The sequence below is a fragment of the Streptomyces sp. NPDC016562 genome (assembly GCF_043076955.1).
Classification (GTDB): domain Bacteria; phylum Actinomycetota; class Actinomycetes; order Streptomycetales; family Streptomycetaceae; genus Streptomyces.
On sequence record NZ_JBIBRZ010000007.1, the window covers coordinates 78,301 to 103,453 of the forward strand.

Annotated in this window: 22 protein-coding genes; 15 read left to right on the forward strand and 7 right to left on the reverse strand. The window is 71.2% G+C overall.

The window, feature by feature from the left end; translation table 11 throughout:
• Positions 1–15 precede the first annotated feature (15 nt).
• From ftsW to ACF059_RS25900, 9 genes are all read left to right on the forward strand, one after another.
• Positions 16–1,377: a putative lipid II flippase FtsW gene (ftsW, locus tag ACF059_RS25860; RefSeq protein ID WP_392061362.1), complete on the forward strand. Its 1,362-nt coding sequence runs from the start codon at positions 16–18 to the stop codon at positions 1,375–1,377.
• Positions 1,378–1,383: 6 nt separating this feature from the next.
• Entirely contained in the window at positions 1,384–2,478 is a 1,095-nt protein-coding gene (gene murG / locus ACF059_RS25865) for an undecaprenyldiphospho-muramoylpentapeptide beta-N-acetylglucosaminyltransferase (RefSeq protein WP_361948848.1), read from the forward strand.
• A gap of 34 nt (positions 2,479–2,512) precedes the next feature.
• Positions 2,513–3,358, forward strand: coding sequence for a cell division protein FtsQ/DivIB (locus ACF059_RS25870; RefSeq protein WP_392061365.1), 846 nt, complete (start codon positions 2,513–2,515; stop codon positions 3,356–3,358).
• A gap of 277 nt (positions 3,359–3,635) precedes the next feature.
• Positions 3,636–4,841 (forward strand): cell division protein FtsZ, encoded by a 1,206-nt coding sequence (gene ftsZ, locus ACF059_RS25875; RefSeq protein ID WP_392061368.1) that lies wholly within the window; start codon positions 3,636–3,638, stop codon positions 4,839–4,841.
• On the forward strand, positions 4,838–5,569 hold the full coding sequence (gene pgeF / locus ACF059_RS25880) for a peptidoglycan editing factor PgeF (protein WP_392061371.1): 732 nt from the start codon (positions 4,838–4,840) through the stop codon (positions 5,567–5,569). The genes ftsZ and pgeF overlap by 4 nt, the downstream gene beginning before the upstream one ends.
• Before the next feature lie 3 nt (positions 5,570–5,572).
• Positions 5,573–6,292, forward strand: a complete 720-nt coding sequence (locus ACF059_RS25885) for a YggS family pyridoxal phosphate-dependent enzyme (protein ID WP_392061374.1) — start codon at positions 5,573–5,575, stop codon at positions 6,290–6,292.
• A gap of 149 nt (positions 6,293–6,441) precedes the next feature.
• Positions 6,442–7,050 (forward strand): cell division protein SepF, encoded by a 609-nt coding sequence (locus ACF059_RS25890; protein WP_366868564.1) that lies wholly within the window; start codon positions 6,442–6,444, stop codon positions 7,048–7,050.
• Positions 7,051–7,110: 60 nt separating this feature from the next.
• Positions 7,111–7,407 carry a YggT family protein gene (locus ACF059_RS25895; RefSeq protein ID WP_360903849.1) on the forward strand — a complete coding sequence of 99 codons (297 nt, stop codon included), beginning with the start codon at positions 7,111–7,113 and terminating at the stop codon, positions 7,405–7,407.
• Between the two features lie 82 nt (positions 7,408–7,489).
• Positions 7,490–8,683 carry a DivIVA domain-containing protein gene (locus ACF059_RS25900; protein WP_366868565.1) on the forward strand — a complete coding sequence of 398 codons (1,194 nt, stop codon included), beginning with the start codon at positions 7,490–7,492 and terminating at the stop codon, positions 8,681–8,683.
• 242 nt (positions 8,684–8,925) lie between these two features.
• Here ACF059_RS25900 and ileS read toward each other — a convergent pair whose 3' ends face one another.
• Positions 8,926–12,072, reverse strand: a complete 3,147-nt coding sequence (gene ileS, locus ACF059_RS25905) for an isoleucine--tRNA ligase (protein ID WP_392061377.1) — start codon at positions 12,070–12,072, stop codon at positions 8,926–8,928.
• A gap of 569 nt (positions 12,073–12,641) precedes the next feature.
• Here ileS and ACF059_RS25910 point away from each other — a divergent pair.
• The 5 genes from ACF059_RS25910 (at position 12,642) to ACF059_RS25930 (ending at position 17,341) form a co-directional block, all read left to right on the forward strand.
• Positions 12,642–13,547 (forward strand): TraR/DksA family transcriptional regulator, encoded by a 906-nt coding sequence (locus ACF059_RS25910; RefSeq protein WP_392061380.1) that lies wholly within the window; start codon positions 12,642–12,644, stop codon positions 13,545–13,547.
• A gap of 76 nt (positions 13,548–13,623) precedes the next feature.
• Complete coding sequence (lspA, locus tag ACF059_RS25915; RefSeq protein WP_392061383.1) at positions 13,624–14,184, forward strand: signal peptidase II; 561 nt, start codon at positions 13,624–13,626, stop codon at positions 14,182–14,184.
• A 41-nt stretch (positions 14,185–14,225) separates the two neighbouring features.
• A complete protein-coding gene (locus tag ACF059_RS25920; RefSeq protein WP_360890650.1) occupies positions 14,226–15,167 on the forward strand; it encodes an RluA family pseudouridine synthase in 942 nt (313 codons plus the stop codon).
• A gap of 44 nt (positions 15,168–15,211) precedes the next feature.
• Positions 15,212–15,640, forward strand: a complete 429-nt coding sequence (locus ACF059_RS25925) for a GNAT family N-acetyltransferase (RefSeq protein WP_392061893.1) — start codon at positions 15,212–15,214, stop codon at positions 15,638–15,640.
• Between the two features lie 108 nt (positions 15,641–15,748).
• Positions 15,749–17,341 carry a Na+/H+ antiporter gene (locus ACF059_RS25930; RefSeq protein WP_392061386.1) on the forward strand — a complete coding sequence of 531 codons (1,593 nt, stop codon included), beginning with the start codon at positions 15,749–15,751 and terminating at the stop codon, positions 17,339–17,341.
• A 36-nt stretch (positions 17,342–17,377) separates the two neighbouring features.
• Here ACF059_RS25930 and ACF059_RS25935 read toward each other — a convergent pair whose 3' ends face one another.
• Positions 17,378–18,421: a mechanosensitive ion channel family protein gene (locus tag ACF059_RS25935; RefSeq protein WP_392061895.1), complete on the reverse strand. Its 1,044-nt coding sequence runs from the start codon at positions 18,419–18,421 to the stop codon at positions 17,378–17,380.
• Positions 18,422–18,509: 88 nt separating this feature from the next.
• Here ACF059_RS25935 and ACF059_RS25940 point away from each other — a divergent pair, with 88 nt between their 5' ends.
• Positions 18,510–19,079, forward strand: a complete 570-nt coding sequence (locus tag ACF059_RS25940; protein ID WP_366868570.1) for a dienelactone hydrolase family protein — start codon at positions 18,510–18,512, stop codon at positions 19,077–19,079.
• Positions 19,080–19,174: 95 nt separating this feature from the next.
• Here the strand turns inward: ACF059_RS25940 and ACF059_RS25945 are convergent, their stop codons facing one another.
• From ACF059_RS25945 to ACF059_RS25965, 5 genes are all read right to left on the reverse strand, one after another.
• The gene (locus tag ACF059_RS25945; protein ID WP_366868600.1) at positions 19,175–20,122 is read right to left on the reverse strand and encodes a zinc metalloprotease; all 948 of its coding nucleotides are present in this window, start codon (positions 20,120–20,122) and stop codon (positions 19,175–19,177) included.
• A 222-nt stretch (positions 20,123–20,344) separates the two neighbouring features.
• On the reverse strand, positions 20,345–22,006 hold the full coding sequence (locus ACF059_RS25950) for an alkaline phosphatase D family protein (protein WP_392061390.1): 1,662 nt from the start codon (positions 22,004–22,006) through the stop codon (positions 20,345–20,347).
• 147 nt (positions 22,007–22,153) lie between these two features.
• A complete protein-coding gene (locus tag ACF059_RS25955) occupies positions 22,154–22,948 on the reverse strand; it encodes a DsbA family protein (protein WP_392061393.1) in 795 nt (264 codons plus the stop codon).
• Between the two features lie 86 nt (positions 22,949–23,034).
• A complete protein-coding gene (locus tag ACF059_RS25960; protein WP_392061396.1) occupies positions 23,035–23,724 on the reverse strand; it encodes a hypothetical protein in 690 nt (229 codons plus the stop codon).
• Positions 23,725–23,812: 88 nt separating this feature from the next.
• Positions 23,813–25,138 (reverse strand): DUF2252 domain-containing protein, encoded by a 1,326-nt coding sequence (locus ACF059_RS25965; RefSeq protein ID WP_392061399.1) that lies wholly within the window; start codon positions 25,136–25,138, stop codon positions 23,813–23,815.
• Between the last annotated feature and the right edge of the window lie 15 nt (positions 25,139–25,153).

A 25,153-nucleotide genomic window follows, 5' to 3' on the forward strand; every position in this document is an offset into this window, starting at 1 on the left:
AGGGGAAGATCACAGATGCCGGCCAAGCAGATGCTGCCGGGGCGGCGGCCGTCCGCCCTGAAGGCGCAGGGCCGCAAGCGGCCCCTGGTGAGTGTGGGGCGGCCCGCCGGGCGCGGGCCGCTGGCCGGGCTGCGGCGTACGCAGGGGAGGGTGCGCAAGGCCTGGGACCGCCCGCTCACCGCCTATTACCTGATTTTCGGCAGTTCCCTGCTGATCACCGTGCTCGGCCTGGTGATGGTGTACTCGGCCTCCATGATCAAGGCCCTCCAGCTCGGCCTGGGCGACGCCTACTTCTTCAAGAAGCAGTTCCTGGCCGCCCTCATCGGCGCAGGGCTGCTGCTGGTCGCCTCCCGGATGCCCGTCAAACTGCACCGGGCGCTGTCCTATCCGGTGCTCGCCGGCACGCTCTTCCTGATGGTCCTGGTGCAGGTCCCCGGGATAGGGGTCGCGATCAACGGCAACCAGAACTGGATCTCGCTCGGCGGCCCGTTCATGCTGCAGCCCAGTGAGTTCGGCAAGCTGGCCCTGATCCTGTGGGGCGCCGACCTGCTGGCCCGCAAGGGCGACAAGGGGCTGCTGAGCCAGTGGAAGCACCTGCTGGTGCCGCTGGTCCCGGTGGCCTTCCTGCTGCTCGGCCTGATCATGCTGGGCGGGGACATGGGCACCGCGATGATCCTGGGCGCCATCCTCTTCGGCCTGCTGTGGCTGGCGGGCGCCCCGACGCGGATGTTCGTCGGCGTGCTGGTCTTCGCGGCTGCGATCGTCGCACTGCTCATCAAGACCAGCCCGCACCGGATGGACCGGCTGGAGTGCCTCGGCGCGACGGAACCGGGCAAGAACGACCTCTGCTGGCAGGCCGTTCACGGGATCTACGCCCTCGCCTCCGGGGGATGGTTCGGTTCCGGCCTGGGGGCAAGTGTGGAAAAATGGGGGCAACTACCCGAAGCCCACACCGACTTCATCTTCGCCATCACCGGGGAGGAACTGGGTCTGGCGGGGACGCTGTCGGTGCTCGCCCTCTTCGCGGCTCTAGGCTATGCGGGTATCCGCGTGGCCGGACGCACGGAGGACTCCTTCGTACGGTTTGCCGCGGGAGGCGTGACCACCTGGATCACGGCCCAGGCCGTGATCAACATCGGTGCGGTGCTCGGCCTGCTGCCGATCGCCGGAGTCCCGCTCCCGCTGTTCTCCTACGGGGGGTCGGCCCTGCTGCCGACCATGTTCGCGGTCGGACTGCTCATCGCCTTCGCGCGTGAGGAGCCGGCGGCGCGCGCGGCCCTCGCGATGCGCCAGCCGAAGAACGGCTGGAGGCGGACCGGGGTGAGATGGAAGTCGATGAGACGGCGCGTCAAGAAGCGACCGTCCGGAGAGCGGTGAATTTCGGTGCATGTCGTACTCGCCGGTGGGGGGACCGCCGGCCACATCGAGCCGGCGCTCGCCCTCGCGGACGCCCTGCGCAGGCAGGACCCTTCAGTGGGCATCACCGCCCTCGGCACGGAGCGCGGGCTGGAGACCCGCCTGGTGCCGGAACGCGGCTACGAGCTCGGGCTGATCCCCGCCGTACCGCTGCCCCGCAAGCCCACCCCGGAGCTGATCACCGTCCCCGGACGGCTGCGCGGCACCATCAAGGCCGCGGAGGAGATCCTCCTGCGCACCAAGGCCGACTGCGTCGTCGGCTTCGGCGGCTACGTCGCCCTGCCCGGCTACCTCGCGGCCAAGCGCCTCGGGGTGCCGATCATCGTCCACGAGGCCAACGCCCGCCCCGGGCTGGCCAACAAGATCGGCTCCCGCTACGCGCACGCCGTCGCGGTCTCCACCCCCGACAGCAAGCTGCGCGGCGCCCGCTACGTGGGCATCCCGCTGCGGCGCTCCATCTCCACCCTGGACCGGGCCGCGGTCCGCCCGGAGGCGCGCGCCGCCTTCGGCCTGGACCCCAACCTGCCGACGCTGCTGGTCTCCGGCGGCTCGCAGGGCGCCCGGCGCCTCAACGAGACGGTCCAGGCGATCGCCCCGACCCTCCAGCGCTCCGGGATCCAGATCCTGCACGCCGTCGGGCCGAAGAACGAACTGCCGCGTGTCGACAACATGCCCGGGATGCCGCCGTATGTGCCGGTACCGTACCTGGACCGGATGGATCTCGCGTACGCCGCCGCCGACATGATGCTGTGCCGCGCGGGCGCGATGACCGTCGCCGAACTGTCCGCCGTCGGGCTGCCCGCCGCCTACGTCCCGTTGCCGATCGGCAACGGCGAACAGCGGCTCAACGCCCAGCCGGTGGTCAAGGCCGGGGGCGGTCTGCTCGTCGACGACGCGGAACTGACGCCCGAGTGGGTGCTCGGCAACATCCTCCCGGTGCTGTCCGACCCGCACCGCCTGTACGAGATGTCGCGCGCCGCCGGTGAGTTCGGCCGCCGGGACGCCGACGAGCTGCTCGTCGGCATGGTGTACGAGGCGATCGCGGCCCACCGGTCCCGCTGAGGCGGGACACCGCACAGACGCAGGAGGCACAGGAGTGGCCGGAGCGAGGACCGCACAGCGCGGGTCACCGTCATCCGATCGGCCCGGCCGGGGCCCCCGTGAGGGCGCCGGCTCTCCCGAGCCGCCCAAGCCTGCGAAGTCCGCGAAGGGATCCGGCCCGCAGGGCCCCGGCACGCGTCTGCGCCGGGGCCCCGTGCTGGCCTGCCTCGCCGCCGCGGTGCTCCTCGCCGCGGGCGGCACCTGGGTCCTGTACGGCTCCGCCTGGCTGCGCGTCGAGAAGGTCACCGCCACCGGCACGCAGGTGCTCACCCCCGAGCAGGTGCTCTCCGCGGCGGCCGTCCCGGTCGGCGCACCCCTGGTGGGCGTGGACACCGACGAGATCGGCGAGCGCGTGCGCACCCGGCTGCCCCGCATCGATTCGGTCGATGTGGTGCGGGCCTGGCCGCACGGGATCGGGCTGAAAGTGACAGAACGCAAACCGGTCCTGCTCATCAAAAAGGACGCCAACTTCGTGGAAGTGGACGCTTCGGGTGTGCGATTCGACACGGTTCCGAAAGCACCCGCGGGCGTCCCGGTCCTCGAATTGAACGCGGGAGGGTCCCCGAGCGGCCGCCGCTTCGACGAGGAGCGGCTGCTCCGCGAGGCCGTGGGCGTCGCGGGCGCCCTCCCCGGGCCGATCGCCGGGGAGACCCTGCAGGTCAAGGTGGGTTCCTACGATTCGGTCGTGCTGGAGCTCACGCGGGGCCGGTCCGTGACGTGGGGGAGCGGCGAACAGAGCGAGGCGAAGGGGCGCGCACTGACCGCTTTGCTGAAAGCCGCGCCGAAGGCCCGCCACTTCGACGTGAGCGTTCCCACCGCCCCTGCGGCGTCCGGGAGTTGACGTTCGGTCGAACAGGGACGCACCCTGGTTGGCCAGCGATACGGGTGATCACATAGGGTGAAAAGAAAAACGGGAGGTTCGGCGTGTTCGTTGAACACGCGCTACTTGTCGACTTAGTGTCCTGTTCGGAAGAGTCCAAGGAACAGACATACCCCTAACCCTAAACTTCAGGGTGAGGGTTCGGGTCGGCGCGTTCGGACCGTCCCTATTTCGGCATCAGTCGTCGCAACGCAGGCCGCGAGGCGACGACACGTAATCGAGGCGAGAGGCCTTCGACGTGGCAGCACCGCAGAACTACCTCGCAGTCATCAAGGTCATCGGTGTCGGCGGCGGTGGTGTCAATGCCATCAACCGAATGATCGAGGTCGGTCTCAAGGGCGTCGAGTTCATCGCCATCAACACGGACGCGCAGGCGCTGTTGATGAGCGACGCCGACGTCAAGCTCGACGTCGGCCGCGAACTCACCCGGGGCCTGGGCGCCGGCGCCAACCCGGCCGTCGGTCGCAAGGCGGCAGAGGACCACCGCGAGGAGATCGAGGAGGTCCTCAAGGGGGCCGACATGGTCTTCGTCACCGCCGGTGAAGGCGGCGGCACCGGCACCGGTGGCGCACCCGTCGTCGCCAACATCGCGCGCTCGCTGGGCGCCCTGACGATCGGTGTGGTCACCCGGCCGTTCACCTTCGAGGGCCGGCGCCGAGCGAACCAGGCGGAGGACGGCATCGCCGAGCTCCGCGAAGAGGTCGACACCCTCATCGTCATCCCCAACGACCGCCTGCTGTCCATCTCGGACCGCCAGGTCAGCGTGCTCGACGCCTTCAAGTCGGCCGACCAGGTCCTGCTCTCGGGCGTCCAGGGCATCACCGACCTCATCACCACACCGGGCCTGATCAACCTCGACTTCGCCGACGTCAAGTCCGTGATGTCCGAGGCCGGCTCGGCCCTGATGGGCATCGGCTCGGCCCGCGGCGACGACCGCGCGGTGGCCGCGGCCGAGATGGCGATCTCCTCGCCGCTGCTGGAGGCATCCATCGACGGCGCCCGCGGTGTGCTGCTCTCCATCTCCGGCGGCTCGGACCTCGGTCTCTTCGAGATCAACGAGGCCGCGCAGCTGGTGAGCGAGGCCGCGCACCCCGAGGCGAACATCATCTTCGGCGCCGTCATCGACGACGCGCTCGGCGACGAGGTACGGGTCACCGTCATCGCGGCCGGGTTCGACGGCGGACAGCCCCCGGCCCGCCGGGACAACGTCATCGGCGCCGCGTCCACCAAGCGCGAGGAGCCGGCCCCGGCTCCGGTCCGCGCCGCCGAGCCGGCCCGCCCGGCCTTCGGCGGACTGGGCACGGTCACCCCGCGCGAGGAGCCCCCGGCTCCGGTCGAGCCGGCCCCGGCCCAGGCCGAGGCCCCCGCGCCGCAGGTCCCGACGGCCCGTCCGTACCAGGACAGCCCGGCCGAGGAACTGGACGTCCCGGACTTCTTGAAGTGACACCGGAGCAGCACCACGTGGGCGGCGCCCACTTCGCCTTCACCGACCGGTGGGGCGGAGTGAGCGCCGTTCCGTACGAAGAGCTCAACCTCGGCGGCGCGGTCGGAGACGACCCGGCCGCCGTTCTCGCGAACCGGGCCCGCGCGGCGAAGTCCCTGGGACTGGAGCCGGAGCAGGTGGTCTGGATGAACCAGGTGCACGGCCGGGACGTGAGCGTGGTCTCCGGTCCCTGGGACGCGGAGTCCGCCGTCCCCGCCGTGGACGCACTGGTCACCACCCGCCGGGGGCTCGCCCTCGCGGTGCTCACCGCCGACTGCACGCCCGTCCTGCTCGCCGACCCCGTCGCCGGGGTGGTGGGGGCGGCCCACGCGGGACGGCCCGGACTGGTCGCGGGCGTGGTGCCCGCCGTCGTGGAGGCGATGGTCTCCCAGGGCGCCGAGCCCGGGCGGATCACCGCCCGGACCGGGCCGGCGGTCTGCGGACGGTGTTACGAGGTCCCCGCCGAGATGCGGGAGGCGGTGGCCGAAGCGGTACCGGCCGCCAGGGCCGAGACCAGCTGGGGGACACCGGCCGTCGACGTGGTCGCCGGAGTGCACGCGCAGCTCGCGGAGGCGGGGGTGGTCGACGTCCGCCGTTCCCCTGTCTGCACACTGGAGTCGCGGGACCACTTCTCGTACCGCCGCGACCGGGTGACCGGACGCCTGGCCGGATACACCTGGTTGGACTGAGGAATGACAGATCGTAAGTCGGAGCTCGCCGAGAACCTGGCGCGGGTGGAGGAACGTATCTCGTCCGCCTGCGCGGCGGCGGGACGCGAGCGGGACGAGGTGACGCTCATCGTGGTCACCAAGACGTATCCCGCGAGCGACGTACGACTCCTGGCGGACCTGGGCGTCCGTCATGTTGCGGAGAACCGCGACCAGGACGCCGCCCCCAAGGCCGCGGCCTGCGCGGACCTGCCGCTCACCTGGCACTTCGTCGGTCAGTTGCAGACGAACAAAGTCCGTTCCGTGGCGGGATACGCGCATGTGGTGCAGTCGGTCGACCGGCCCAGGCTCGTGACCGCCCTCTCCGCCGCCGCCTCGAACGCGGGCCGGGAGCTCGGCTGCCTCGTGCAGATCGCGCTCGACGCCGAGTCGGGGGAGCGCGGGGCCCGCGGAGGCGCGGCGCCCGAGCAGCTCGCGGAGTTGGCGGACCTCGTGGCGGACTCCCCGGGGCTGCGCATCGACGGGCTGATGACCGTCGCTCCGCTGTCCGGCCCCTACGCGGGACGCGAACAGGCCGCTTTCGAGCGGTTGGTGGAATTGTCATCCCGCCTGCGCGCGGACCATCCGGCTGCCACGATGGTGTCGGCCGGGATGAGCGCAGACCTGGAACAGGCCGTTGCGGCCGGTGCGACACATGTACGCGTCGGCACTGCGGTACTCGGCGCGAGACCCCGGCTCGGGTAACGTCGCGAAGAAAGTCGGACCACAGCAGAAAATATGGTCATTCCCGCAGATGAGCGGGCAGACCACGTGGATCGCGGGCAGTTGGTGACATTCGTGACACGGCGGCACCTGCGACAGGGCGATCCACCACAGAGCGGAGGACTCGGAGAATGGCCGGCGCGATGCGCAAGATGGCGGTCTACCTCGGCCTCGTGGAGGACGACCGGTACGACAACCCGGGGTACGACCCCGACGACGAGTTCGAACCCGAGCCGGAGCCGGAGCGGGATCGCCGGCGCCAGCAGCCCGTGCACCAATCGCCCGTACCGGACGAACCGGTACGAGCCGTACAGCCCCCGCCGCAGCGGGAACCCGTCCCAATTCCGGTGGAAAACGGACGGCCTGCACGAATCGCCCCCGTGGCGTCCATCACACCTGACCGCTCGAACCTGGAGAAGAACGCCCCCGTGATCATGCCCAAGGTCGTCTCCGAGCGGGAGCCGTACCGCATCACGACGCTGCACCCCCGGACCTACAACGAGGCCCGTACCATCGGGGAACACTTCCGTGAGGGCACTCCGGTGATCATGAATCTCACGGAGATGGACGACACGGACGCGAAGCGTCTCGTGGACTTCGCCGCCGGACTCGTGTTCGGTCTGCACGGCAGTATTGAACGCGTGACACAGAAGGTGTTCCTGCTGTCGCCTGCTAACGTCGATGTCACGGCGGAGGACAAGGCCCGCATCGCGGAGGGCGGGTTCTTCAACCAAAGCTAGACCGATCCGTCAGATACGGGACCGGGAACAGAGCGGGAAACGGGGAGAGGGAAGCACGGGATGGGCGTCGCACTGCAGGTGGTCTACATCGTGCTGATGTGCTTCCTCATCGTGCTGATCTTCCGACTGGTCATGGACTACGTGTTCCAGTTCGCACGTTCATGGGCACCCGGCAAGGCCATGGTGGTCGTGCTGGAGGCCACCTACACTCTTACCGACCCACCGCTCAAGCTTCTGCGGCGGTTCATCCCGCCGTTGCGTCTCGGGGGCGTGGCACTCGACCTGTCCTTCTTCGTTCTGATGATCATCGTTTACATCCTCATCAGTCTCGTCAGCGGTGCTGCGAGAAGCGTATGAACGATGAACTTCTCCGCGCGCGCGGGGACGATCCCGATACGGTCTTGCCGACTGCCGACGACTACGTAGAGGTGAAGAAGACATGCCGCTGACTCCCGAGGACGTGCGGAACAAGCAGTTCACGACCGTCCGCCTGCGAGAAGGCTATGACGAGGACGAGGTCGATGCCTTCCTCGACGAGGTCGAGTCCGAACTGACGCGCCTGCTGCGCGAGAACGAGGACCTGCGCGCCAAGCTGGCGGCCGCCACGCGTGCCGCCGCGCAGAACCAGCAGCAGCAGGGCATGCGCAAGCCCGAACCCCAGGACCAGCGCGGCCCCGGCGCCCCCGTGCCCGCGGCCATATCCGGCCCGCCGCAGCCGCAGATGGGTCCGCCCCAGCTGCCGGGCGGCCAGCCGCAGCTGCCCGCCGGTCCCGGTGGACACGGACAGCAGGGCCCGGGCCAGATGGGCGGCCCCATGCAGCAGCACCCCATGGGCGGACCGCAGGGCATGGGTCAGCAGATGCAGGGCCAGCAGCAGCAGTCGATGGGCGGCCAGAACCCGCTCGGCCAGCAGATGCAGCCCATGGGCCAGCAGATGCAGCAGATGGGTCAGCAGATGCAGCCCATGGGCCAGCAGATGCACCAGCAGCAGCAGCCGCAGCTCCCGCAGCAGGGCCCCGGTGGCGACAGCGCCGCCCGCGTCCTGTCGCTGGCGCAGCAGACCGCCGACCAGGCGATCGCGGAGGCCCGCTCCGAGGCCAACAAGATCGTCGGCGAGGCCCGGTCGCGCGCCGAGGGCCTGGAGCGGGACGCCCGCGCCAAGGCCGACGCGCTGGAGCGGGACGCGCAGGAGAAGCACCGCGTCGCGATGGGCTCCCTGGAGTCCGCCCGTGCCACGCTGGAGCGCAAGGTCGAGGATCTGCGGGGCTTCGAGCGTGAGTACCGTACGCGTCTGAAGTCCTACCTGGAGTCGCAGCTGCGCCAGCTGGAGACCCAGGCCGACGACTCGCTGGCCCCGCCGCGTGGTCCCGCCGGTCCGGCCCTGCCGCCCTCGCCGTCGCCTTCGATGGCTCCGGCCGGTGCGATGGGGCACACCATGGGCGGGCCCTCGATGGGTGGCCCGTCGCCCATGGGCGGTCCCTCCCCGATGGGCGGAGGCCCGTCGTACGGTGGCCAGCAGCAGATGTCCCCGGCGATGACGCAGCCGATGGCTCCGGTGCGGCCGGCTGCGCCGCAGCCGATGCAGGCGCCGTCTCCCATGCGGGGCTTTCTGATCGACGAGGACGACAACTAGGCCGCGCGTCGCCTCTCGGCGGTCAGCAGCAGTCACGGGCCGGGCCCGGCTCCCTTCGGGGTGCCGGGCCCGGCCCGTTTTGGCGTTCCCGGCCGTGGCGGGCGCGGCGCCGTTGCCGGGGGCGCTGCCCCCGGGCCCCCGCGCCTCAAACGCCGGCGGGGCTGAATGCGGGCCGGCGGCGGGGAACGCGAAAGCGGCCCGCCGCGCCCTGTGAGGGGTGGGGCGGGCCGCTTCGGGGCGGGTTAGGCCTTGCGGAGGCGGAACGTCAGGGACAGGGGTTCGTCCGTGAAGGGGGCGCCGTACGACGCGTCCGCTTCGCCGGTGGAGAAGTCCGTGGCCAGGACCTCGTCCGCGATGAGCGACGCGTGGTCCGTCAGGGCCGTCACGACCTCCGGGTCCGAGGAGGACCAGCGCAGGGCGATGCGGTCGGCGACGTCGAGGCCGGAGTTCTTGCGGGCCTCCTGGATCAGGCGGATCGCGTCACGGGCCAGGCCCGCCAGCCGCAGCTCCGGGGTGATCTCCAGGTCCAGGGCGACCGTCGCGCCCGAGTCGGAGGCCACCGACCAGCCCTCGCGCGGGGTCTCCGTGATGATGACCTCCTCCGGGGTCAGGGTCACCGTCTCGCCGTTCACCTCCACCGAGGCCTCGCCCGCGCGCAGGGCCAGGGAGAGCGCCGCAGCGTCGGCCGCGGCGACCGCCTTGGCCACGTCCTGGACGCCCTTGCCGAAGCGCTTGCCCAGCGCGCGGAAGTTCGCCTTGGCCGTCGTGTCCACCAGCGAGCCGCCCACCTCGGACAGGGAGGCCAGCGAGGAGACGTTCAGCTCCTCGGTGATCTGGGAGTGCAGCTCGGGGGAGAGCGACTCGAAGCCCGAGACGGCGACCAGCGCCCGCGAGAGCGGCTGGCGGGTCTTCACGCCCGACTCCGCACGCGTCGCCCGGCCCAGCTCGACCAGCCGGCGGACCAGCTGCATCTGCTGCGACAGCGTCCGGTCGACCTGGGAGGCGTCCGCCTGCGGCCACGTCGACAGGTGCACCGACTCCGGCGCCTGCGGGGTCACCGGCACGATCATGTCCTGCCAGACCCGCTCCGTGATGAAGGGGGTCAGCGGCGCCATCAGCCGGGTGACCGTCTCCACCACGTCGTGCAGCGTGCGCAGCGCGGCCGCGTCGCCCTGCCAGAACCGGCGGCGCGAGCGGCGGACGTACCAGTTGGAGAGGTCGTCCACGAAGGAGGAGAGCAGCTTGCCGGCGCGCTGGGTGTCGTACGCCTCCATGGCGTCCGTGACCTCGCCGACGAGGGTGTGGAGCTCGGAGAGCAGCCACCGGTCCAGGACCGTACGGTCCGCCGGCGCCGGGTCCGAGGCGGACGGGGCCCAGTTCGACGTCCTGGCGTACAGGGCCTGGAAGGCGACCGTGTTCCAGTAGGTCAGCAGGGTCTTGCGGACGACCTCCTGGATCGTGCCGTGGCCGACGCGGCGGGCCGCCCACGGGGAGCCGCCGGCCGCCATGAACCAGCGCACCGCGTCCGCGCCGTGCTGGTCCATGAGCGGGATCGGCTGGAGGATGTTGCCCAGGTGCTTGGACATCTTGCGGCCGTCCTCGGCGAGGATGTGGCCCAGGCAGACCACGTTCTCGTAGGACGACTTGTCGAAGACGAGGGTGCCGACCGCCATCAGCGTGTAGAACCAGCCGCGGGTCTGGTCGATGGCCTCCGAGATGAACTGCGCCGGATAGCGCTTCTCGAAGATCTCCTTGTTCTTGTACGGGTAGCCCCACTGCGCGAACGGCATCGAGCCCGAGTCGTACCAGGCGTCGATGACCTCCGGCACGCGGACCGCGGTGAGGGTGCAGCCCTCCGCGGTGCAGGGGAAGGTGACCGCGTCGATGTACGGGCGGTGCGGGTCCAGCTCCGAGTGGTCCTGACCGGACAGCTCGCTCAGCTCCGCGCGGGAGCCGACGCAGGTGAGGTGGTTCTCCTCGCAGCGCCAGATCGGCAGCGGGGTGCCCCAGTAGCGGTTACGGGACAGCGCCCAGTCGATGTTGTTGTTCAGCCAGTCGCCGAAGCGGCCCTGCTTGACCGAGTCCGGGAACCAGTTGGTCTTCTCGTTCTCCCGCAGCATCGCGTCCTTGACGGCGGTGGTGCGGACGTACCAGGACGGCTGCGCGTAGTACAGCAGCGCGGTGTGGCAGCGCCAGCAGTGCGGGTAGCTGTGCTCGTAGGCGATGTGCTTGAAGAGCAGGCCGCGCGCGTCGAGGTCGGCGGTCAGCTTCTCGTCGGCCTTCTTGAAGAAGACGCCGCCCACCAGCGGGACCTCCTCCTCGAAGGTGCCGTCGGGGCGGACCGGGTTCACGACCGGCAGGCCGTACGCGCGGCAGACCGCGAGGTCGTCGGCGCCGAAGGCGGGGGACTGGTGGACCAGACCGGTGCCGTCCTCGGTCGTGACGTACTCGGCGTTCACGACGTAGTGCGCCGGCGCGGGGAACTCGACCAGGGAGAACGGGCGCTCGTACGTCCAGCGCTCCATCTCCTTGCCCGTGAAGGACTCGCCGGTGGCCTCCCAGCCCTCACCGAGGGCCTTCTCCAGCAGCGGCTGGGCCACGACCAGCTTCTCTTCGCCGTTGGTGGCGACGACGTACGTGACCTCGGGGTGCGCGGCCACCGCCGTGTTGGACACCAGGGTCCAGGGGGTCGTCGTCCAGACGAGGAGCGCCGCCTCGCCCGCGAGGGGGCCGGAGGTCAGCGGGAAGCGGACGAAGACCGAGGGGTCGACGACCGTCTCGTAGCCCTGGGCGAGCTCGTGGTCGGACAGGCCGGTGCCGCAGCGGGGGCACCAGGGGGCCACGCGGTGGTCCTGGGTGAGCAGACCCTTGTTGAAGATCTCCTTCAGGGACCACCACACGGACTCGACGTACTCGGGGTCCATGGTCCGGTAGGCGTCGTCCAGGTCGACCCAGTAGCCCATGCGGGTCGTGAGCTCGGTGAACGCGTCGGTGTGGCGGGTCACGGACTCCCGGCACTTGGCGTTGAACTCGGCGATGCCGTACGCCTCGATGTCCTGCTTGCCGTTGAAGCCCAGCTCCTTCTCGACGGCGAGCTCGACGGGCAGGCCGTGGCAGTCCCAGCCTGCCTTGCGGGCCACGTGGTAGCCGCGCATGGTGCGGAAACGGGGGAAGACGTCCTTGAAGACGCGGGCCTCGATGTGGTGCGCGCCGGGCATGCCGTTCGCGGTCGGCGGGCCCTCGTAGAAGACCCACTCGGGGCGGCCCTCGGACTGGGCCAGGGTCTTGTCGAAGGTCTTGCTCTCGCGCCAGAAGTCGAGGACGGCGTGCTCAAGGGCAGGCAGGTCGACCTGGGCGGGTACCGGGCGGTACTGCGGCGGTGTGGTCATGAGGCTGAACTCTTCCTCCGGCGGGGTGTCACTTCCGTCCGGAGGGACGAGAGCCGACTGGCGCTCCCGCGGTACCACCCTCCTTGGCCGCCGGACGGGTCCGGTGGCCCCCTCATTGGGGTGCGAAGCCGGTTCTACTCGCCGTACGCGGATCCGTACGGGCTTTCTTCCGGCGGCTCCGGGGTGATCCTTCACATCGCGCTCGCCCCCGGGCTCTCACCGTCCCCGGGTCGCTCCTGGCTGCGTCCGACGCTACTCGTCCCCATCCATGCCTTTCGCTGCGGCCAGTGTACGGGCCCGGGGAGTGCTCGGCAGACCGGTTTACGGGGGCCCGTGACGGGCCTCGCCGCGGGCACCGGCGCGGGCCCCGGCGTGACCCGAATGGGCCCGACGCGCCGGTCAGGACTCGGGTGGGGCGCGAGTGGCGGATTACGGGGCCTCCGGCTGGGCACAACGGATGCAGGTTGACCTCGACGGATGCGTGCCCCCGTTGCCGCGGGGTCGGAGGCGATTTATCGTTCCGGCACGATTCGCGAGCAATGATCACAGTATGTGAAGGGGCCGCGGCCATGGTGGCGAAGAAGACCGCCGGGAGTACTGCCAGGAAGGCTGTCGGGAAGGCCGCCGGGAAGGTGGAGGTCTCCCAGGACGCGGCTCCCGCCAAGAAGGCGGGCACCGCCCGCAAGACCGCCGCAGGCGCGTCGGCTCCGGCCAAGAAGGCGTCCGCCGCCGCGAACGCGACGGCGGTCAAGAAGGTGATCGCCGACCGGAAGGCGGTCAAGAAGACGACCGCCGGGAAGAAGACGACCGTGGTCAAGAAGGCCACCGCGGTCAAGAAGACCACCGAGGCCGAGAAGACGGCCACCGAGAAGAAGACGACCGCTGTCAAGAAGACGACCGCCGTCGAGAAGCGGACGGCCGCGGCCAAGACGGCCGGGGCCGAGGGGGCGGCGCACGCCGCGAAGAAGACGGGAGTCCCGAACGTGGTTGCCAAGAAGAGCACCGGTACGGCGAGGAAGGCGGCCGAAGCCGCCACCAGCGGGCTGCCCAAGGTGCGGGCCACGACGGCCCTCGCGCCCGGCGAGCTCGCCGTACGGCCCGGGGAGGACCCCTGGACCCCGCAGGAGGTCGACGAGGCCCGTACGGAGCTGACGTCGGAGGTCCTGCGGCTGCGCGCCGAGCTCGACGCCTCCGAGGTGGCGATCTCCGGCCTGATGCGGGACTCGGGCGACGGCGCGGGCGACGACCAGGCCGACACGGGCACCAAGAACATCACCCGGGAGTCCGAGCTCGCGCTCGCGGCGAACGCCACCTCGATGCTGGAACAGACCGAGCGGGCCCTGGAACGGCTGGAGGCGGGCACCTACGGGCTCTGCGAGAACTGCGGCCAGCCCATCGGCAAGGCCAGGATGCAGGCCTTCCCGCGGGCCACGCTGTGCGTGGACTGCAAGCAGAAGCAGGAGCGCAGGCACTAGCTCACGAGCCCTGACGTACCCTCGTGTCCGTCAGGGTCCAGGAGGAGCCTGGTTCGAGCTAGTTCGAGGGACTCACGTGGCAGAGGCGGAGCGCATCATCGGTACGCCGGAGGTCGGGGACGACGACCAGCCGGAGTCCGCCGGGCCCAGGGGGCGCCGGCGGATCGCGGCACTGCTCGTCGTGGCGGTGCTGGCCTACCTGCTGGACCTCGGCACCAAGATGCTGGTCGTGGCGCACCTGGAGCACCAGCCGCCGATCGAGATCATCGGTGACCTGCTGAAGTTCGAGGCGGTCCGCAACCCGGGCGCCGCCTTCGGCTTCGGCGAGGCGTTCACGATCATCTTCACCTGCATCGCGGCCTCCGTGATCGTGGTGATCGTGCGGCTGGCCCGCAAGCTCTACAGCCTGCCGTGGGCGATCGCGCTCGGCCTGCTGCTGGGCGGGGCGCTGGGCAACCTGACCGACCGGATCTTCCGTTCGCCCGGCGTCTTCCGGGGTGCGGTCGTCGACTTCATCGCGCCGGCCCATTTCGCCGTCTTCAACCTCGCCGACTCGGCGATCGTGTGCGGCGGCATCCTGATCGTGCTGCTGTCGTTCAAGGGCCTGGACCCGGACGGGACCGTCCACAAGGACTGATCGCGGGAAAGCTCTTCTGCCGAGTCCTGCATACTCGACGGGTGAGTACGATTCCCGAGATCCGCACCCTGCCCGTTCCCGATGGCCTCGAGGGCGAGCGCGTCGACGCCGCCATCGCCCGTATGTTCGGTTTCTCCCGGACGAAGGCGGCCGAGCTCGCGGCCGCGGGGAAGGTGTCGGTCGACGGCAGTGTCGTCGGGAAGTCCGAGCGCGTGCACGGTGGCGCCTGGCTCGAAGTCGAGATGCCCGCGCCGCCGCGCCCGGTCGAGGTCGTCGCCGAGCCCGTCCCGGGCATGGAGATCATCCACGACGACGACGACGTCGTGGTCATCATGAAGCCGGTGGGCGTCGCCGCCCACCCCAGCCCCGGCTGGACCGGCACCACCGTCATCGGCGGTCTCGCCGCGGCCGGATACCGCATCTCCACCTCCGGCGCGTCCGAGCGCCAGGGCATCGTGCACCGTCTCGACGTCGGCACGTCCGGCCTGATGGCCGTCGCGAAGTCCGAGCGCGCCTACACCTCGCTGAAGAACCAGTTCCGCGAGCGCGTCGTGGACAAGCGCTACCACGCGCTGGTGCAGGGCCACCCGGACCCGATGAGCGGCACGATCGACGCGCCGATCGGCCGGCACCCCAGCGCCGACTACAAGTGGGCCGTGACGCAGGACGGCAAGGACTCCGTCACCCACTACGACCTGATCGAGGCCTTCCGCGCCGCCTCGCTGCTCGACATCAAGCTGGAGACCGGGCGTACGCACCAGATCCGCGTGCACATGTCCGCGCACCGCCACCCGTGCGTCGGCGACCTCACCTACGGCGCGGACCCGACGGTGGCCAAGCGGCTCGGGCTGACCCGGCAGTGGCTGCACGCGGTGCGGCTCGGCTTCGAGCACCCGTCGGACGGCCAGTGGGTGGAGTTCGAGAGCGGCTACCCGGCGGACCTCCAGCACGCGCTGGACGTGATCCGGGCCGAGAGCGAGTGACCGCCGTCGGCTTCGAGGTCCGGGTCGCCTCGGGCGAGGCCGACATGGCGGCGTGCTTCGCCGTGCGGACCGAGGTGTTCGTGGTCGAGCAGTCCGTGCCGGCGTCCATCGAGTACGACGCGTACGACGCGGACGCGGTGCACGTGCTGGCCGTGGGGCCGGACGGGGCGCCGCTGGGCACGGGCCGGCTGCTGTACGGCGACGCCGCGCTCGGCAAGACCGGCGACCCGGCGGTCGGCTCCCTGGGCCGGCTGGCCGTGACCGCCGCCGCGCGGGGGCTCGGCGTGGGCGCGGCCCTGGTCCGCGCGATCGAGGAGCAGGCCCTTCGGCTCGGCCTGTCGGCGGTGGACCTGGGCGCGCAGACGCACGCCCTCGGCTTCTACGAGCGGCTCGGGTACGAGGCCCACGGGCCGGAGTTCCAGGACGCGGGCATCGCGCACCGGGCCATGCGGCGGACCCTCGCGGGGAGCTGAGCCGCCGGTCCTGCGGGTCCGGCGCCGCCGCGGCGGCCGTCGCGAACACCCCCCCACACACCGGCGAGGCTGGGCGCGAACGGCGCCACGGCTGCGAAGGTAGGGGATGTGGATCAGCTAGCTCTCCTGTTCGTACTGCTGCTCGGGGCGGTTGTCACCGTGCCGCTCGGGGACCGGCTGGGACTGCCGGCGCCCGTCCTCATGACCATCGGCGGGGTCGTCCTCGCCCTGGTCCCGGCCGTGCCGAACGTCGACATCCCGCCCGACTACATCCTGCCGCTGGTGCTGCCGCCCCTGCTGTACGCCTCCGTGCAGCGCACCTCCTGGCGGCAGTTCGCCGCCAACGTCCGGCCCATCCTGTTGCTGGCCGTGGCCCTCGTGTTCGTCACGACCGCCGCCGTCGCGGCCGTCGCGCACGCCGTCGTGCCGGGACTGCCCGTCGCCGCCGCCGTCGCGCTCGGCGCGCTCGTCGCCCCGCCGGACCCGGTCGCCGCGACCGCCGTCGCCGGATCGCTCGGGCTGCCCCGGCGGATGGTGTCGATCCTGGAGGGCGAGGGGCTCTTCAACGACGTGACGGCGATCGTGCTCTACCACGTGGCCATCGCCGCCGCGGTCAGCGGCAGCTTCTCCTGGCCCGCCGCGCTGGGGGAGTTCGTGCTCTCCGCGGTGGTGGCCCTGGCCGTCGGGCTCGCCCTCGGCTGGGCCGCCAACCGGCTGATGGGGAGGCTGGGGGACGCCACGCTCCAGATCGGCCTGACCCTGCTCGTGCCGTTCGTCGCGTACGTGGTGGCGGAGGAGTTCCAGGGCTCGGGGGTCCTGGCCGTGCTGACGACGGCCCTGTTCCTCGCCGAGTACGCCACCGACGCCGACGACGTGCTCGGACGCCTGGCCGGGCACACCTTCTGGGAGGTCGTCGACACGCTGGTCACCGGCGTGGCCTTCGGCCTGATCGGCCTGGAGCTGCACCACGTCTTCGGGACGGCCCGGGGTCGCGAGTGGGAGATGGCCGGATGGGCGGCGGCCGTGGTGGCGGTGGTGGTCGGGGTACGGCTGCTGTGGCTGCTGCCGGCCGGCTGGCTCGCCAAGAAGCTCCACCAGAGGCGCGACTACGACGAGGAGATCCCGCTGAGCTGGCGGGAGAGCGTGGTGATGTGGTGGGCGGGGATGCGGGGGGTCGCCTCGGTGGCGCTCGCCCTCGCGATTCCCCTGCGTACCGACGCCGGTGAGCCCTTCCCGGCGCGCGACCAGATCGTCTTCATCGCCTTCGCCGTGATCATGGCGACGCTGGTCTTGCAGGGGCTGACCCTGCCGTGGCTGGTGCGGCGGCTGGGGGTGGAGGCCGACACGGACGCCGAGCGCGACGCCCAGCGGCTCCTCGCGATCCGGGCCGCCAAGGCCGCGAAGCGGAGGCTGAAGGAGATCCAGGAGGTGGAGGACCTGCCGGAGGACCTGTTCGAGCAGCTGCACCGGCGCGCGTACGACGTCGGGGCCAGGATCAGCCCCGACATGGTGGACGAGGAGCGGCGCGAGGCCTACGCGAAGCGGGTGGAGCGGATCCGCGACATCCAGCGGATCCAGCGGGAGATGATGTCGGCCGCCCGCCACGAGGTCCTGGCCGCGCGCAGCGAACCCGGCTCCGATCCGGAGATCGTGGACCGGGTGCTGCGGCACCTGGACCTGCGCAGCCTGCGGAGTCCTTAGCCCGCGGAGTTCTTAGCCAGCGGAGCCCTCGGTGCGTCAGCCGGCGGGCCGGGCGGCGGCCTCGGAGGTGGCGACGCGCGGCAGGGCGTACGGGTGGTGGGTGACCAGCCAGGCGATGAGACGCTCGCGGACGGCGCACCGCAGGGTCCAGAGGTCGTCGGCGTCCTTCGCGGTGGCCGTCGCCCGGACCTGGATGGTGTGGGGTGTGGTGTCGGTCACCACCAGGGCCCAGGAGCGGCCGTCCCATTCCGGGATCTGCGGGAGGATCCGCTCCAGGTGCTCCCGTAGCAGCGGGACCGGCGCGCTGTGGTCCAGGTGCAGGAAGACGGTCCCGGTCATCTCCGCGCCGCCGCGCGACCAGTTCTCGTAGGGCTTGCTCGTGAAGTAGGAGACCGGCATCGTGATGCGGCGCTCGTCCCAGGTGCGGACGGTGAGGAAGGTCAGCGTGATCTCCTCGACCTTGCCCCACTCCTGGTCGACCACCACCGTGTCGCCGATGCGGACGGTGTCGCCGAAGGCGATCTGCAGGCCCGCGAAGAGGTTGCCCAGCGCGGCCTGGGCGGCGATGCCCGCCACGATGCCGAGGACACCGGCCGAGGCGAGCAGGGAGGCGCCGGCCGCCCGCATCGGCGGGAAGGTCAGCAGCATCAGGGCGACCGCGACGACGGCCACCACCGCCGTCACCACCCGCAGGATGAGCGTCACCTGGGTCCGGACCCGGCGCACCCGGGCCTCGTCCGACTCGCCGGCCGCGTAGCGCGCGTAGGCGTAGTCGACGATCACCGTCGCGATCCGCACCAGCAGCCAGGCCGTCCCGGCGATCAGCACCAGGGTCAGGGCCCGGCCGACGCCGACCGGGTGGTCCGGGAGGATCCGCGCCTGGCGGTAGGTCCCCCGCAGCAGCGAGGCGCAGAGCACCACCTGGACGGGGACGCGGCAGCGGCGCAGCAGCCCCCACAGGGGCGTCTCGGCGTGGCGGGTGTCGGCCCGGCGCAGCAGCAGGTCCAGCAGCCACCCCGCGATCAGGGTGAGGACCAGCGAACCGCCGAGGACGGTGACGGGGCGCAGGACGTTCTCCATCTCCATGGGTACGAACGTAGCGGCAAGCGGTCCGCCGGCCCCGCCGTCCCGGGGACGGCCGGCCCGCGGCGGCTGGCACGATGGAGGCATGAACATCATGCTTTTCCATTCGACGTACGGCCTGCGGCCCGCGGTGCACGCGGCGGCCGACCGGCTGCGCGCGGCCGGGCACCAGGTCCAGGTGCCGGACCTCTTCGGGGGCCGCACCTTCGAGACCGTCGAGGAGGGCATGGCCCACCGGGACGAGATCGGCCGTGACGAGCTGCTGAAGCGTGCGGTGCTGGCCTCCGCCCCCTACTCCGACCAGGGACTGGTCTACGCCGGCTTCTCCTTCGGCGGCTCCGTCGCCCAGCACCTGGCGATGGCCGACGAGAAGGCGCGCGGGCTGCTGCTCCTGCACGGGACGGCCGACCTGGAGGAGGACGCCTCGGTGGACGAGCTGCCCGTGCAGCTGCACATCGCCGACCCGGACCCCTTCGAGCCGCACGACTGGCTGACGGCCTGGTACCTGCGGATGCAGCGGGCGGGGGCCGACGTGGAGGTCCACAGCTACCCGGGCGCCGGGCACCTGTTCACCGACCCGGAGCTGGACGACTACGACGCCGAGGCGGCCGAGCAGGCCTGGAAGACGGCGATCGGCTTCCTCGACAGCCTGTAGGGCCGACAGGTCATACGCGGAGCCGAGAGGTCATACGCCGAGGGGCACGGTCCGGCGGATGCCGGGCCGTGCCCCTCGTCACACGTGTCGCAGGGTCAGCCGGCGCGGTAGGCCGTCCAGCTGCTGCTCATGCGGGCCACCTGGCCGGCGGTGAACTGGTACATGCACGAGTCGTACGTGTAGTCCATGAAGTTGCGGATCGGGTCGACGCCCGGCTTGCTGGCGCAGCTGTCACGGCCCGTCGGGCACTCGTACGCGGCGCTCTTCTCGGCCGGGGTGTCGGAGACGTAGTCGCCGTTGCCGTTGCAGCCGCCCTGGAAGGTGTGGTACAGACCCAGCCAGTGGCCGACCTCGTGGGTCGCGGTGTCACCCTCGTTGTAGTTGGCCGCGGAGCCGCCCGGCAGCGAGCTGTCGAGCACGACCACGCCGTCCATCTTGGGGGCGGAGGTGTAAGAGGTCGGGAAGGTCGCCCAGCCCAGCAGACCGCCGGAGAGCTTGGCGGTGTAGAAGTTGAGCGCACCCGGGCCGCCCTGGCGCAGGGCGTTCTTCATGTCCTTCTCGGCCTGCGAGCCGGAGGCCAGGTTGTACCAGGTGGCGTTGTCCGTGTAATCGGTAGCCGCAAGGGTGAACTGGAAGTTCGTGTTGACATTGCCGGTGCCCTGGCCGCCGTAGGCCGCGTTGAGGACCGCCAGCTGGTTGTTGATGTCCGTGGACGTCAGCTTTCCGGTGGTGCCGGAGTGCACGACGTGGAAGTACACGGGGATGTTCACGACGGCCTCGGCGGCGCTCAGGCTGCGCTGCGGCTGGTTCTTGAGGGCCTTGTCGAGCTTCGCCTTGAGGTCGGCGTCCATGGACTTGGCCTGGGCCTCGGTGAGCTCGTTCGGCTCGTCCGCGTGCTCGTCGTGGGCGCGGGTCACACGGGCGTTGGCGGCTCCGGTGGACTCCTGCGCGCAGACCTCGGCGGGGGTCTTGGCGGCCGCGAGCGTGGTGGGGGCGGCCAGCGGCGTGAAGGCCAGGGTTCCGGCCAGAACCGCAGTGCCCATCAGGCGGCGGCGAAGAAGGGGGGATATGCGGGCAAATGCGCGCACGGGTGCTCCTCGCGGTGGGGGGTTGGTGGCGTGAAGGATCTCTTCAGCTGGCGCGAAGCTTATGTGTGCATGACATATTCAGGTCAAGGGTCTTACGTAAAAGATTTGTTGCGTACCACGCACAGGGGCGCCTGGTCTGTACCAGGCGCCCCATGGCTCAGGAGAATTGACGGTCTATCAGTGAACCGGCTGGTAGGAGCGCTCCACCCGCTGCGTCCCGTTCAGGGTGCGGTACGAGCGCTGCCACGCGGCCGTGGCGTTGGGGTTCCGCTTATCGGATACGACGTAGTAGTCCATCTGCGAGCGCTCGGCCGTCACGTCCAGGACCCCGTAGCCGTGTGAGTCCATGTCCAGCCACTTCACGTGCCAGTTACCGGCCTTGACGGCCGATTCCGCTACCAGCGAGACCGTGTGCGGCAGCACGTGCAGCACGTCGTCGAGATTGTCGGAGGTCACGGACGTGACGACGAACTCGGTCGCCGCCGTCCCCGAGGCCGGATAGGTGGCCTTGTGCACCGGGACCTCGTTCGCCCACGCCATGTGGATGTCCCCCGTCAGGAACACCGTGTTCTTGATGTTCCGGTCCCTGAGGTGGCCCAGCAGTTCCTTGCGGTCGTCCGTGTACCCGTCCCACTGGTCCACATTGGCCGCTATGCCGCCTTCCGGCAGGCCGAGCAGCTCGGTGAGCGGCCCCAGCAGGTGCGCGGGCAGCGAGCCGAAGGCCACCGGCGAGATCATCACCGAGGTGCCGACCAGCTTCCAGGTCGCGTTCGAGGCCGCGAGGCCCGACTTGAGCCAGTCCAGCTGGGCGCGCCCGGTGATGGTGCGATCCGGGTCGTCCACCGAACCGCTGCCGACCTCGACCTGCTGGGACCGGAAGGAACGCAGGTCGAGCAGGTGCAGATCGGCGAGGGTGCCGAAGCGCAGCCGCCGGTAGACGGTGCCCGCGATGGAGGCGCGTACGGGCATCCACTCGAAGTACGCCTGCTTGGCGGCGGCGGCGCGGGCCGCCCACTCGCCCTCGGCGCCCGGCGTGTGGTTCTCGGCGCCGCCCGACCAGGCGTCGTTGGCGAACTCGTGGTCGTCCCATATCGCGACGACCGGGTGCGCGTGGTGCAGGGCCTGGAGGTCGGCGTCCGTCTTGTACGCGCCGTGCCGGGTGCGGTAGTCGGCGAGGGTGACGATCTCGTGCCGCGGCTCGTGCGGGCGCACGACCTCCTCGGCCTTCGGGTAGGCCCCGGACTGGTACTCGTAGAGGTAGTCGCCCAGGTGCAGGATCGCGTGCAGGTCGGTGCGGGCGGCCAGGTGGCGGTAGGCGGAGAAGTAGCCGGACTCCCAGTTGGCGCAGGACACCACGCCGAAGCGGACCCCGGCGGTCGTCGCGTCGTGCCCCGGGGTCGTCAGGGTGCGCCCGACCGGGGAGACGGCGGAACCGGCGGAGAACCGGTACCAGTAGGGGGTCTGCGGCCGGAGCCCGCGCACGTCCACCTTGACCGTGTGGTCGGTGGCGGCGCTCGCCGTGACGGAGCCGGCGGCGACGGTCCGGGAGAAGGCCTTGTCCACGGCCACCTCCCAGTCCACCTGGACGGGCGCGCCCAGGCCGGAGCCGGGCACGGCCTCGGGCGCCGGGGTGACGCGCGTCCACAGCAGGACCCCGTCGGGCAGCGGATCGCCCGAGGCGACGCCGTGCAGGAAGGCGGGTCCGGTCCCCGCCGCATGGGCGGCCGGGGTGCCCAGCGAGGTGAGGGGGGCCAGCGCGGCGGTGGCCGCGGCGCCGAGGACGACCGTGCGGCGACGGGGGTGCGCCGAGGTCGGAGCGGGGGTGAGATGACTGGTCACGGGCCATCACATTACCGGCGGGTACACAGGCCCGAACAGACGTCGGAACGCAACAAGCGGGCGAACTCCAGGAGTCCGCCCGCCTGTTGGTGCGCGCTGCCGTGCAGCCGTCCCCCGGCCCAGGGGCCGGTGCGGCCCGGGCCGGGATCAGCCCTGCAGGGCCTTGTCGATCGCCGCCGTGAACTGCTCCGCCGTCTGCGGGGTGTCGATCTTCTTGCCGTCCATCTTCAGCGTCGGAGTACCCGTCACACCGGACTTGTTGAAGGCCTTCGACATCTCCAGCGCCCACCGGTCGTACGTGCCGTCCTCGACGGCCTTCTTGAACTCGGCGTTGCCCTTGAGCGCCGGGACGGTGTCCGCGACCTTCAGCAGGTAATCGTCCTTCGCGAAGCTGTCGACGGTTTCCTGCGGGTGCAGGGCCTTGGAGTACAGCGCCGCCTTGTAGTCGAGGAAGGCCTCCGGGCTGACGTTCAGCGCCGCGCCCAGCGCGCTCAGCGCGTTCTTCGAGCCCTCGCCCTTGGCGGCGTTGTCGATGAAGGTGGCGCCGAAGTACTGGAGCTTGTACTTGCCGGCCTCCACGTCCTTCTTGACCGTCTCGCCGACCGCCTGCTCGAAGCCGGCGCAGGCCGGGCAGCGCGAGTCCTCGTAGAGCTCCAGCGTCTTCTTCGCCTCGGCCTTGCCGACGACGACCGTGGTGCCGTCCTCGCCCGTGGCGTTCTTCGGCGTGACGAGCTCGGCCTTGGCGGCCTTCTCCCAGTAGCCCGGCTCGTTGCTCTGCACGATCGCGTAGCTGACGGCGCCGATCAGGCCGAGGCCGGCGAGGAGCGCGCCCGCCACGATCACCTGGCGGCGCATCTTGTCCTTCTTCGCCTGCGCCTCGCGCTCGGCGCGCAGCCGCTCGCGGGCCGCCGCCTTGTTCGCCTGGCTGTTGCGTGAACTCATCGTGATCTCCGTGGGGTGTGACATGTCGAGGGGACTGTGAGGGGCCCGCCCCCCGGCTCTCGCCGGGAGCTGCCCCCGTACGTGCGTCAGGCGCTCGCGAACGCGCCGTACACGGGAGGTCCCCGCCGGCCCACGGAATGGGCGGGGAAGCGCGTACGGGCCCCCGCGCCCGCCTCGACCGGACGCGGCACCCGCCGCGTCCACCCGCGGGCCACCGCCCCCGCGGTCACCGCCAGCAGCAGCGGCCGGAACGCGAACGCGGCCACCGCCCGCAGCAGCCGGCCCAGCGCCCGCTCGCCGTGGTTCAGCCAACCGGCGGCGAACAGCCCGACCGAGACGTGCGCCGCGAGCAGCAGCCAGGGGGCCCACGGTCCGGGCGAGGCCAGCAGCGCGGCCGGGTCGGCGGCCGGCCCCGCCACCTCGCTCAGCGGCCCGCCCACCGGCGTGCCGCCGCACAGCGCGTCCAGGCCCATCGCGCGCAGCGTGCCGGAGACGGGGCCGCCGGCCGGGCCGTAGCAGAGGTGCTGCCCGGACGTGAAAGCGGTGTCGGCGGCCAGCTCCAGCGGGACGAGCAGCCCGGCGATGGGGCCGAAGCCCCGCTCGCGGCCCGCGAGCGCGTAGGCGAGGGCGAACACGCTCGCGAAGGCCCCGCCCACCAGCGCGGGCGGCAGCGCGACCCCGGACATCAGGACGTGCGAGCCGGCCGAGAGCAGCACGACGAACGCGCTGAACAGCGCGGCCCGCAGCCCCCGGAGCCCTACCCCTGAAATGTCCATCGCCGCGAGTCTGCCATGCGTCCCTGTGAAGGCGGGCCCCAGGTCACGGCTGTGCCGCGGGGTCGCGCGCCGCCGCCCACGACCGGGCCTACCGGGTGATGCGCCCGTTGCGGAAGAGGTCCACGAAGATCTGGTGGTCGGCGCGGGCCCGGGCCCCGTACGCGTGGGCGAAGTCCACGAGCAGCTCCGCGAAGCCCTCCTCGTCGGCCGCGATCGCCGCGTCGATGGCCCGCTCGGTGGAGAACGGGACCAGCGTCTGCCCGCTCTCGGCCGCGTCGGCCGCCCCGTGCATGGTCGCCGTCGCCCGGCCCAGGTCCGCGACGACCGCCGCGATCTCCTCCGGGTCGTCCAGGTCCGACCAGTCCAGGTCCACCGCGTACGGGGAGACCTCCGCCACCAGCTGCCCCTTCCCGTCCAGCTCCGTCCAGCCCAGCCACGGGTCGGCGTGCGCCTGCAGGGCGCGCTGCGAGATCACCGTGCGGTGGCCCTCGTGCAGGAAGTACTCCCGCACCGCCCGGTCCGTGATGTGCCGGGAGGCCGCCGGGGTCTGCGCCTGCTTGAGGTAGATCACGACGTCGTTCTCCAGGGCGTCGCTGTGCCCCTCCAGCAGGATGTTGTACGAGGGCAGGCCCGCCGAGCCGATGCCGACGCCGCGGCGGCCCACCACGTCCTTGACCCGGTAGGAGTCGGGCCGTACGAGGGACTCGTCGGGGAGGGTCTCCAGGTACCCGTCGAAGGCGGCCAGCACCTTGTAGCGGGTGGCCGCGTCCAGCTCGACGGAGCCCCCGCCGGCCGAGAAGCGGCGCTCGTGGTCGCGGATCTCCGTCATCGAGTCCAGGAGGGCGAAGCGGGTGCGCGAGCGGGCCGAGCGCAGGGCGCCCAGCAGCGGCCCCTGGGCGGTGTCCAGGTCGAAGGAGGGCACCTCCTCGTGCTTGGCCCCCGCGGCCAGGCGGTGGATCCGCTCCCGGTAGGCGCCGGCGTAGATCCGCACCAGCTCGGTTATCTGGCCGTCGCTGAGCGCCTTGGTGTAGCCGATCAGGGCGACGGAGGCGGCGAATCGCTTCAGGTCCCAGGTGAAGGGTCCGACGTAGGCCTCGTCGAAGTCGTTGACGTTGAAGATCAGCCGGCCGTTGGAGTCCATGTACGTGCCGAAGTTCTCGGCGTGCAGATCGCCGTGGATCCACACCCGGCCCGTCCGCTCGTCCAGGTACGGGCCGCCGTGCCGGTCCCGCTCCAGGTCGGAGTAGAAGAGGCAGGCCGTGCCCCGGTAGAAGGCGAAGGCCGAGGCCGCCATCTTGCGGAATTTGACCTGGAAGGCAGCGGGGTCGGCGGCGAGCAGCTCCCCGAACGCGGTGTCGAACACGTCGAGGATCTGCTCGGCGCGCTGCTCGTCGGTCGTCTCGGGAACCGCCATGGCGGATGCCTCCTG